General features: G+C 70.8%; 4 protein-coding genes. All 4 read left to right on the top strand.

Annotated elements, in window-relative coordinates:
- Positions 1 to 33 precede the first annotated feature (33 nt).
- The 4 genes from QRN34_RS02525 to QRN34_RS02510 all read left to right on the top strand — a co-directional run bounded on the left by QRN34_RS02525 (position 34) and on the right by QRN34_RS02510 (position 5,914).
- On the top strand, positions 34 to 396 hold the full coding sequence (locus tag QRN34_RS02525; RefSeq protein ID WP_285401680.1) for a hypothetical protein: 363 nt from the start codon (positions 34 to 36) through the stop codon (positions 394 to 396).
- Positions 397 to 468: 72 nt separating this feature from the next.
- Complete coding sequence (locus QRN34_RS02520; RefSeq protein WP_285401678.1) at positions 469 to 1,740, top strand: TolC family protein; 1,272 nt, start codon at positions 469 to 471, stop codon at positions 1,738 to 1,740.
- The gene (locus QRN34_RS02515) at positions 1,737 to 2,822 is read left to right on the top strand and encodes an efflux RND transporter periplasmic adaptor subunit (RefSeq protein WP_285401675.1); all 1,086 of its coding nucleotides are present in this window, start codon (positions 1,737 to 1,739) and stop codon (positions 2,820 to 2,822) included. The genes QRN34_RS02520 and QRN34_RS02515 overlap by 4 nt, the downstream gene beginning before the upstream one ends.
- Positions 2,822 to 5,914 (top strand): CusA/CzcA family heavy metal efflux RND transporter, encoded by a 3,093-nt coding sequence (locus QRN34_RS02510; RefSeq protein WP_285401832.1) that lies wholly within the window; start codon positions 2,822 to 2,824, stop codon positions 5,912 to 5,914. The genes QRN34_RS02515 and QRN34_RS02510 overlap by 1 nt, the downstream gene beginning before the upstream one ends.
- Positions 5,915 to 6,178 lie beyond the last annotated feature (264 nt).

Below are 6,178 nucleotides of genomic sequence, written 5' to 3'. Positions count from 1 at the left end.
CCAACCGCCCCCCATCCTCTAGCATCCCCACCCATGCACCCCCACCCGCCCCGCCTGTTCTCCCGCATCCGCCGCCAGCGCGGCCTGTGGGTGCTGGCGCTCGCGGTGCTGCTGTTCAAGCTCACCATGGCCACGTTCTGCCTGCTCGACGCCCCCCGCGTGGCCTCCCTCGCCGACGGCAACATCGCCGTTGCGACGGCCGAGGCCGGCCCCGGTGACACCTGCGTGCTCGACGAGGGTGCCGGCTGCCATTGCAGCTGCGCGCACAACGTCGCCATGCCTGCCGCGCTGCCCGCGGTCCTCGCCGGCGTGCCCCACTCGCACGTCGCCGTGAAGCCGGATGCCGTGCTGGTCTCGGCATACACGCGCTCCCCGCTCCGCCCACCGATCGCCTGACGAACCGACCGCGCGACGCCGGCCGCCTCAGCGGCCACGTCGATCCGTGCACGTTCTTCCGGAGATCCACCCATGTCCCACCTGCGTACGGTGTTCCACGCCGCTGCGTGCGCCTGCCTGTGCCTCGCCGCCCGGGCACAGGCCGCGTCGCTCCCTGACCTGCCGCCCCCGGCGCCACCCGCCCTGCGCGATCGCGTGCACGCCCTGTGGGCCCGCAGCCCGGACGTACAGGCCGCGGAGGCCGAACGGCGTGCCGCCGCGGCCCGTGTCCGCGCGGCCGACCAGCCCGTCTACAACCCCACGCTCTCCCTCGAGGGCGAAAACGCCGATGTCGATCGCCGTACCGCCTCGGCCAGCCTCGCGCTGGATATCGGCGGCAAACGGCGGGCACGGGTCGAGGAAAGCCACGCCGCGCTGATGGCCAGCGACGCCGCCTACGCCCTGCGCCGCCGCGACATAGCGGTGCAGTGGCTGAAAGCCTGGGCATCCGTCGGGCTGCTGCATCGACAGGACATGCTGGGTCGCGAACGCGTGGCCGCGATGCAGCGCTTCGACGACCTTGCCGAGCGACGACTGCGGGTCGGCGACCTCAGTGCACCCGAGCGCGACCTGGCCGCCCTCGCCCTGGCCGAGGCACGCATCGCGCAGGCCTCGCTGGAAGGCCAGCAGGCCGCGGCCATGGCGACACTGGCGGCGCTGGGCGACGGCATGGAAACCGGGCTGCCCGCCCTGCCCGAGGGGTTGCCTCCACCACCCGATGGGATCGTGCCGCGGGAGGCGGAGCAACGCCCCGAACTGGCGCAGGCCTATGCCGAGCAACGTCGCCGCGACGCCGCCGTGGACGTGGCGCGACGCGCCCGCGTACCGGATCCCGTGGTCAGCCTCACCGGCGGCCGCGTGCGCAGCGGCACCCGCAGCGATCCGGTGATCGGACTCAGCGTGGCCATCGCCCTGCCCGTGCGCAACAGTGGACGGGCCGAGATCGCCGCCGCGCAGGCCGAGGCGGATGCGGCCCTGGCGCAACGACAGGCCGTGGGATGGCAGACGGCCTCCGCATTGCGGCAGGCCGCCGACACCTACCGCACGCTGCGCCAGACCGCCGACACCCTGCGCCGCCTGCGCGCCGAACCCACCGGCCCACGCACGCTGCTGCTTGAGCGCCTCTGGCAGGCGGGGGAGCTGGATACCTCCGACTACCTGGTGCAGTTGAACCAGCACCTCGATACCGCACTCGCCACGCTCGCCCTGGAAACCCAGACCTGGCAGGCGTGGTTCGACTACCTCGTGGCCACCGGCCGCCTCGGCGACTGGATCGACGGCCCCGCACAGGATGCCAACCCATGACCCACCGTATTTCCGCGCGCCGCATCGCACTCGTCATCGGCCTTGCACTGGCCACGATGCAGGCCGGCGCGACCGACCATCCCCTCGCACTGGACGACAAGGCCATGGCCGACGCGGGCATCGTCGTCGATACGCTCGGCACCCATGCCATGGCCGAGACCGTGGTCGCCCCCGGCGAGGTCCGGATCGACGCCTATGCCACCGTGCTCGTGTCACCACGCGTCACCGCCCAGGTGATCGAGCGCAAGGCCAGGCTCGGCGACATGGTGGCTCCCGGGAACCCCTTGGTGGTGCTTTCCAGCATCGAGGTAGCCGAGGCGCAGGGGCGCCTCATCGTCGCCAGCCAGGACTGGGCGCGCGTCTCGGCGCTGGGGCCGCAGGCCGTCTCCGGCCGCCGTTATGCCGAGGCGCAGGTGGCCCGCGACCAGGCACGCGCCGCACTGCGCGCCTACGGGCTGGGCGACGCACAGATCGCAGGCATGCTCCGGCGCGGTTCGCCGGCAGCGGATGGCCGCTTCGAGCTGGTCGCCACCCGCGCGGGCCGGATCACCAGCGACGATTTCCTCGTCGGCGAACGCGTCGAACCCGGCAAGACACTGTTCACCGTGGTCACCGAGGACACCGTCTGGGTCGAAGCGCAGCTGCCTCCCGCCGTGGCGGCGCAGATCACACCGCGAGCCGAGGCCAGTATCGCCGCGCAGGGCCGGACATGGCCGGCCCGTGTCGTGCAGCGCGCGCATCGCACCGACGAGGGCACGCGAACGGCCGGTATCCGGCTTCGCGTGGACAACCGCGACGACCTGCTCCATCCCGGCGATCCGGTGGACGTGCGGATCGCCACCGGCGCCTCGGACACGGTACTGGCCGTGCCCGCCGACGCGGTGGTGCTGCTGCAGAACCAGGCGACGGTTTTCGTGCGCGGCAGCAACGGCAGGTTCGAGCCCACGCCGGTCGAGGTGGGCGAGACGCGGGGCGGATGGACGCCCATCCGGCGCGGCGTGGCAGCCGGCAGCCGCTACGCCAGGGAAGGCGCGTTCGTGCTGAAAGCACGCCTGCTCCGCTCGCAGCTGGGAGACGAATGATGCTGACCCGACTGGTCGACCTGTCGCTGCGCTACAAGCTGCTGGTGATCCTTGGCGTGCTGGCGATAGCCGCGCTGGGCGTGGGCGCGCTGCGCCGCCTGCCGATCGATGCCTTTCCCGACGTAACGCCCGTGCAGGTGAACGTCTACACCGAAGCCACCGGGCTGGCCGCGGAAGATGTCGAGCGCCTGCTCACCACACCCGTCGAATCGGCGCTCGCCGGCCTGCCCGGCGTGGAGACGATCCGCTCGGTCAGCCTGTTCGGGCTGTCGTACATCGCGGTGTATTTCAGCGACGACACCGATATCTACTTCGCGCGCCAGCTGGTCAACGAGCGCCTGCAGCAGGTCGCGGAGCGACTGCCCGACGGCTACGGCAAGCCCGAGATGGGACCGAACACCTCGGGACTGGGCCAGGTGTTCTGGTACACGGTGGAAAGCGAAAACGGCGCCGTGTCCGACATGGACCTGCGCGCCTGGCAGGACTGGACCGTGCGCCTGATCCTGCGCAGTGCGCCCGGTGTCGACGACGTCATCTCCTGGGGCGGCCAGGAGCGCCAGTTCCAGGTGCGCGTCGACCCGCAGCGCCTGATCGCCTACCGGCTCGGCCTGAAGGACGTGCTGCAGGCCGTGGAGGCGAACAACGCCCAGGTGGGCGGCAACGCGATCGACGTGGGACGCGAGCAATACCTGGTCCGCGGCGTGGGCCTGCTGCGCGACGCTGCCGACCTGGGCGCCATCGTGCTGCGCAGCGACGACGGCACGCCGGTCTACCTGCGCGACGTGGCGACCGTGGTCGAGGCCGGCGCGCCGCGCACCGGGGCGGTGACGCGCGATGGCCGGGAAGTCGTCCTCGGCCAGGCCCTGGCACGCATCGACGAGAACGCACGCAGCGTGGTGGAAGCGGTCAAGGCGAAACTGGAGACGATCCGCCGTGCCTTGCCGCCGGGTGTCGTGGTGCGCCCGGTCTACGAGCGCACCGACCTCGTCGACGCCGCCGTCGGCACGGCCACCCGCGCCTTGCTGGAGGGCGCGCTGCTGGTGGCCGTCGTGCTGTTCGTCTTCCTGGGCGAGTGGCGCAGCGCGCTCATCGTGGTGACCACCCTGCCGCTGGCCATGCTGATCGCCTTCATCGGCATGGACCGCTGGGGCCTGTCGGCCAACCTGATGTCGCTGGCGGGGCTGGCGATCGGCATCGGCATGATGGTGGACGGCGCGGTGGTCATGGTGGAGAACGCACACCGGATCATGGGCGAGCACGCCGCGCAGGGCCGCGTCGTCGACCGCGGCGGCGCCGTGCGCGAGGCAGCGCGCGAAGTGGCCGCGCCGATCGCCTTCGCGATCCTCATCATCATCGTGGTCTTCCTGCCGCTGTTCGGCCTGCAAGGCCTGGAGGGCAAGATGTTCCGGCCGATGGCGTTCAACATCGGCTTCGCCATGGCCGGGTCGTTGCTGCTCGCCCTCACCCTGGTGCCGGTGCTGGCGGCGGTGCTGCTCAAGCCCGGGCACGAGAAGGACACGCGGCTGGTGGCGTGGCTGAAGCGTCGCTACGAGCGCGTGCTGCGCGCCGCGCTGGCCCATCGCCGCGGCGTACTGGCAACCTCGTTGCTGCTGCTCGTGGCCGCGATGGGACTGTTTCCCCTGCTGGGCAAGGAATTCATGCCGGTGCTGCGCGAGGGCGCGATCATGTGGCGGATCACCTCGATTCCCTCGGCTTCGCTGAACGAGTCCATCGACGTGTCGCGTCGCGTCGCGGAACGCATCCGCGCCACGGTGCCGGAAGTGGAAACCACGCTGGCCATGATCGGACGCGCGGAAAAGGGCGAGACGGCCGACGTGAACTACATGGAGGTGTACACGCCGCTGAAGCCCGCCGCGCAGTGGCGCCCCGGCCAGACATTGGCCAGCATCGAGGCCACGATGCAGAAGGAACTCGAAGACGCGCTGCCCACGGCCGTGGTCAGCTATACGCAGCCGATCCAGATGCGCATCGAGGAACTGATCTCCGGCGTGCGCGCCACGCTGGCCCTGAAGATCTACGGCGACGACCTGGCCACGCTCGATCGTCTGGGCGCCCGGGCACGCGACATCCTGGCCACGGTGCCCGGTGCCGCCGACCTGTCGCTGGAAGCCAACCTGGGCAAGCCGCAGTTGCGCATCGAGGTGGACCGGGCAGCGATGGCCCGCTACGGGCTCAACGCGGACGACATCCTCACCGTGGTGCGCAACGGCATCGGTGGCCAGGCCGTCGGCAGCCTGGTGGATGGCGTGCGCCGGTTCGACATCGCCGTGCGGCTGGACGACGCCAGCAAGGCGTCGCCCGAGGCGATCGGGCGCATTCCGCTGCGCACGCCATCCGGCGTGCTGGTGCGGCTCGCGCAGGTAGCCACGGTGACGCAGGCGGACGGCTACTCGTTCATTCGCCGCGAGGCGCTGCAACGCTTCGCCGTCATCGGCCTGGACGTACGCGGGCGTGACATCGACGGTTTCGTCCGGGAGGCCGAAACACGCCTGGCGCGCGAACTGGCGCTACCCACCGGCTATTACACGGCATGGGGTGGCGCGTTCGAGAACCAGCAGCGCGCCATGCAACGACTGGCGCTGATCGTCCCGCTGACGATCCTGCTGATCTTCGTGCTGCTCTACACCGCGTTCCAGTCGTTCAGGCACGCGGCGCTGATCCTGGCCAACGTGCCGTTCGCGGTGATCGGCGGCGTAGTCGGACTGTTCGTCAGCGGGCAATACCTGTCGGTGCCCTCCGTGGTCGGCTTCATCGCGGTGTTCGGCGTCGCCATGCTCAACGGCATCGTGCTGGTCAGCTTCCTCGACAGGCAACGCGATGCGGCGGGCGACCTGCGCGAAGCGGTGATCCAGGGCAGCCTGCTGCGGCTGCGACCGGTGCTGATGACGGCCACGGTGGCGATCCTCGGCCTGGTCCCCATGTTGCTCTCGCAAGGGGTAGGCGCGGAAACCCAGCGTCCCCTGGCGACCGTGGTGGCCGGCGGGCTGATCACCTCCACCCTGCTGACGCTGGTGCTGCTGCCGGTGCTGTACGAGTGGATGGAAGCGCGTCAGGCGCGTCGGCGCGCTTAAGCGCCACGATCAGCGATAGCTAAAGGGCTCGCCGTCATGGGTGGGCACGGGGAGGAGGTGCCGGGTCGGGAAAGCAACGCTCGCAACATCGCGCGACACGCGTATCCGGGGCTTACCGCCCGAGTTGCCAACGCTTTGCTCTCCACCCAGATGGCCTCTGTCGTCGCAGAGGCGTCGGGTGGTTACGCTCTGAGCGAGTTCGGCCGCTTGCGGCCGCTGCCCGAGCGCAGAGTGTGACCACCCGGCGCCTCGTCGCCGCGCCAT

It is taken from the genome of Luteibacter sp. ME-Dv--P-043b, assembly GCF_030209605.1.
Taxonomy (GTDB): domain Bacteria; phylum Pseudomonadota; class Gammaproteobacteria; order Xanthomonadales; family Rhodanobacteraceae; genus Luteibacter.
The sequence above is the reverse complement of the archived record's forward strand: the minus strand, read 5'-3'. Positions and strand labels throughout refer to the sequence as shown.

Coding starts and splice junctions, on each gene's coding strand:
- QRN34_RS02510 (WP_285401832.1), top strand. CDS start 2,822: ATGCTGACCCGACTGGTCGACCTGTCGCTGCGCTACAAGCTGCTGGTG.
- QRN34_RS02515 (WP_285401675.1), top strand. CDS start 1,737: ATGACCCACCGTATTTCCGCGCGCCGCATCGCACTCGTCATCGGCCTT.
- QRN34_RS02525 (WP_285401680.1), top strand. CDS start 34: ATGCACCCCCACCCGCCCCGCCTGTTCTCCCGCATCCGCCGCCAGCGC.
- QRN34_RS02520 (WP_285401678.1), top strand. CDS start 469: ATGTCCCACCTGCGTACGGTGTTCCACGCCGCTGCGTGCGCCTGCCTG.